The organism is Desulfonatronospira sp., from assembly GCA_003563255.1.
In the GTDB taxonomy this organism is placed as follows: Bacteria; Desulfobacterota; Desulfovibrionia; order Desulfovibrionales; family Desulfonatronovibrionaceae; genus Desulfonatronospira.
Map to the genome: position 1 here is coordinate 1 of PWSL01000353.1, position 2611 is coordinate 2611.

Below are 2611 nucleotides of genomic sequence, written 5' to 3' on the forward strand. Positions count from 1 at the left end.
CCCCAAAGGGGGTTTCACTGGGACGGATTTCACTGGGTGTGATCTGCCTGCCCCGTAAAATTTCTTCCCATTTTACTGGGGTGGGCTAAAAACTCTTTTCTTATCTGGGTTGCGGGCAAAGACCGCGTTAGTGTAAGATCGCCCGGAGTTATTGAGAAGTTACGATTATAGTCCCAGAATCAAAATGGCAAAAGCATTGTACCGAATAAATATACAGACTTTTGCGCTCAAAAACCTGCCCTTTTCTTTATAATGCTACCATTCAGGGGGTCCCCGGTGGTGATTACTGGCACCAGGCCGCTTCCGGCGCCCTCCCTGAATGGTTACGATGTTTATTCTCCGGCCCGGGAAGTTCCAGGACCGGAGTCCAGAGTTTCTCCAGACAAAACCTGGGAGTCCCTAATCCGAATCTGTTCCCCCGGATGCCTGATGAGCAGGTTTACTGGTGATCCACCGGCTGCATGTGTCTAAAATGCAAAGCATAAGGCTCGCCTGATTCTGCAAGGTCAAAATAAGCCAGACATTGCAGAAAAATGCCCGACTGAAATCAACCGGGATTTATCCCCCCTGATCGCGCTGCCCCAGCCACCTGCGTCCGCTGTAGGCCAGACGGTATTTCTGAAAGCGGCTGCTTGGTCTGGCGGGCATGGTCATTTCAATCAACCCTTCTGCCAGAGCGGGCTTGAGGTAGATCTCTCTGAACGACTTGCGGTCCCGGAGGTTCAGGGCCTTCTGTAAATCTTCCCGGCTCATTTCTCCGCGCAGCACCTCCAGAAGTCGTTTGACCTGGGGGGTCACCTGAGGGCTGACCTGGGGGGTATAAGTTTTCAAGGTCTGCATGATCATATTCAGCATAAACTCGACAAATGGTGCACAATCGGCCTGGTTCGTGCTTTCCTTAAACACCCGATAGTAGTCGGCCTGATGTTCCAGGATCATGCTTTCTACAGGGATATCTGCAAACAAAGGCTGCCAGCGGGCCAGGATAAGGCTTTGCCACAACCGGCCCATGCGGCCGTTGCCATCAGCAAAGGGGTGGATAAACTCAAATTCGTAGTGAAAAACTGCACCGGTAATAAGCGCATGCTCCCGGCTGGAAGCCAGCCAGTTGAAAAGCCTGCCCATCAACTCAGGGACGCGGCCCGGGGGAGGGGCTATATGGACAACACTCTGCCCACCCAGCACACCAGAGGCGCCGCTGCGGTATTTTCCGGGCTCATGAATCAGCCCCTGCATCAGCAGGCTATGGGCTTCAAGCAGATCCATCTCATATTCTGGCCGCCACTGATCAAAACGATCATACACTGCAATGGCGTTGCGTACTTCCTGGATCTCCCTGGGAGGAGCCACAACCCGTCTGCCTTCCAGAATAGCCGTGATCTGTTCCTGACTCAGCTCGTTGCCTTCAATGGCCAGTGTGCCCTGAATGGTACGAATGCGGTTGATTCGGCGCAGCCTCAAACCAGCAGCATCATGCGAAAGTGCGGTAATACGACCCATTGCTTCACTGATCTCTGCAACCAGGCTGATGATTGCCGAGGTAATGGTGTATGGCGGTTTATAGTTTTGCGAACCAGTCATTTAAGCCTTCTGTTACTCGACTCTTGTGGCAGCGAACTGAAAAATCAAGTCGTTGGATAGCAAGATTTTCTTTCACTTTTTGGTGAAGCCCTTGCAAAGACACATCAGTCTACTCTACAGTCTTGTCCTTTTAAATCTATTCATCAGATTTTTCCAGAAACCCTGGTCCCTTTTGCCGGCATTGATCCATTCCAGGTACTTGTCCCGGCCCTCTATGATTATGGTGTGGGCCTTGCGCTTGGCCTTTACCCCCTGAGGCAGCAGCCGCATAAAACGCTCCACTTCGTAAGTGTGCACTGTTTTGTCCGCATGGACAAAGATCTTATTGCCATGTTCTTCCTGGGTCAGGACCTTGGTCGCAAACAGTTCCTGCCACTCCATCTTGTCAATATCATAGAGCTTATCCACCGGGACCTGCGGAAAGTAATCCGGAACAGACCTTTCAGCAAACCGGTAAAAATCGGCAAAGATTTTTCTGCTCAGGCTCAACTCATCCACCAGGAGATCTTCTTTGATATTATCTATGGGCTGATCCAGTTTTTCCAGGTAGCTGTGGGCAAAAAGCTTGAAGAAATCACAATCCGTGTTCAATATCCGGTTCAGGGTTTCGCTGGCCTGGATATTTTTCTGATCGAACTTGACGTCAAAATTGATCCTCTTGATCCTGGTATTGGCCCATTCCGGGGGATTAAACCGGTTTGTGGTCATGATTATCTGGGGCACAGGATGTCCCGGGTTCCACCATACCTCCCAGTAATTCTTGAGCACTGTTTCAATGTTTGAGCCTGAGCCGATATTTACATCATCAAACATGAGCGGAAAAACCGTGCCGAACATCTTGGCGCTCATGATCCTGGTCTTGTTGAAATATTCCTGGGCAATGGGCTCCAGATGCCTGCCGGTCATCAATTTCAGGCAAAAGCGCAGGAAATTGGTCTTGCCGTTGAATGAGGGCCCGTACAGATACAGGTAGCTGGGACCCCTGGAATACATGTCCACCTGTTTCTTCAGTTTCTTGAACTCATGAGCA

2 protein-coding genes are annotated in these 2611 nt (G+C 50.7%); both read right to left on the reverse strand.

The window, feature by feature from the left end; translation table 11 throughout:
- Positions 1–558: 558 nt before the first annotated feature.
- The gene (locus tag QZP87_RS10255) at positions 559–1581 is read right to left on the reverse strand and encodes a Fic family protein (RefSeq protein ID WP_291322828.1); all 1023 of its coding nucleotides are present in this window, start codon (positions 1579–1581) and stop codon (positions 559–561) included.
- A 114-nt stretch (positions 1582–1695) separates the two neighbouring features.
- The coding region (locus QZP87_RS10260) for a hypothetical protein (protein ID WP_291322829.1) at positions 1696–2611 on the reverse strand (916 nt) is incomplete at its 5' end.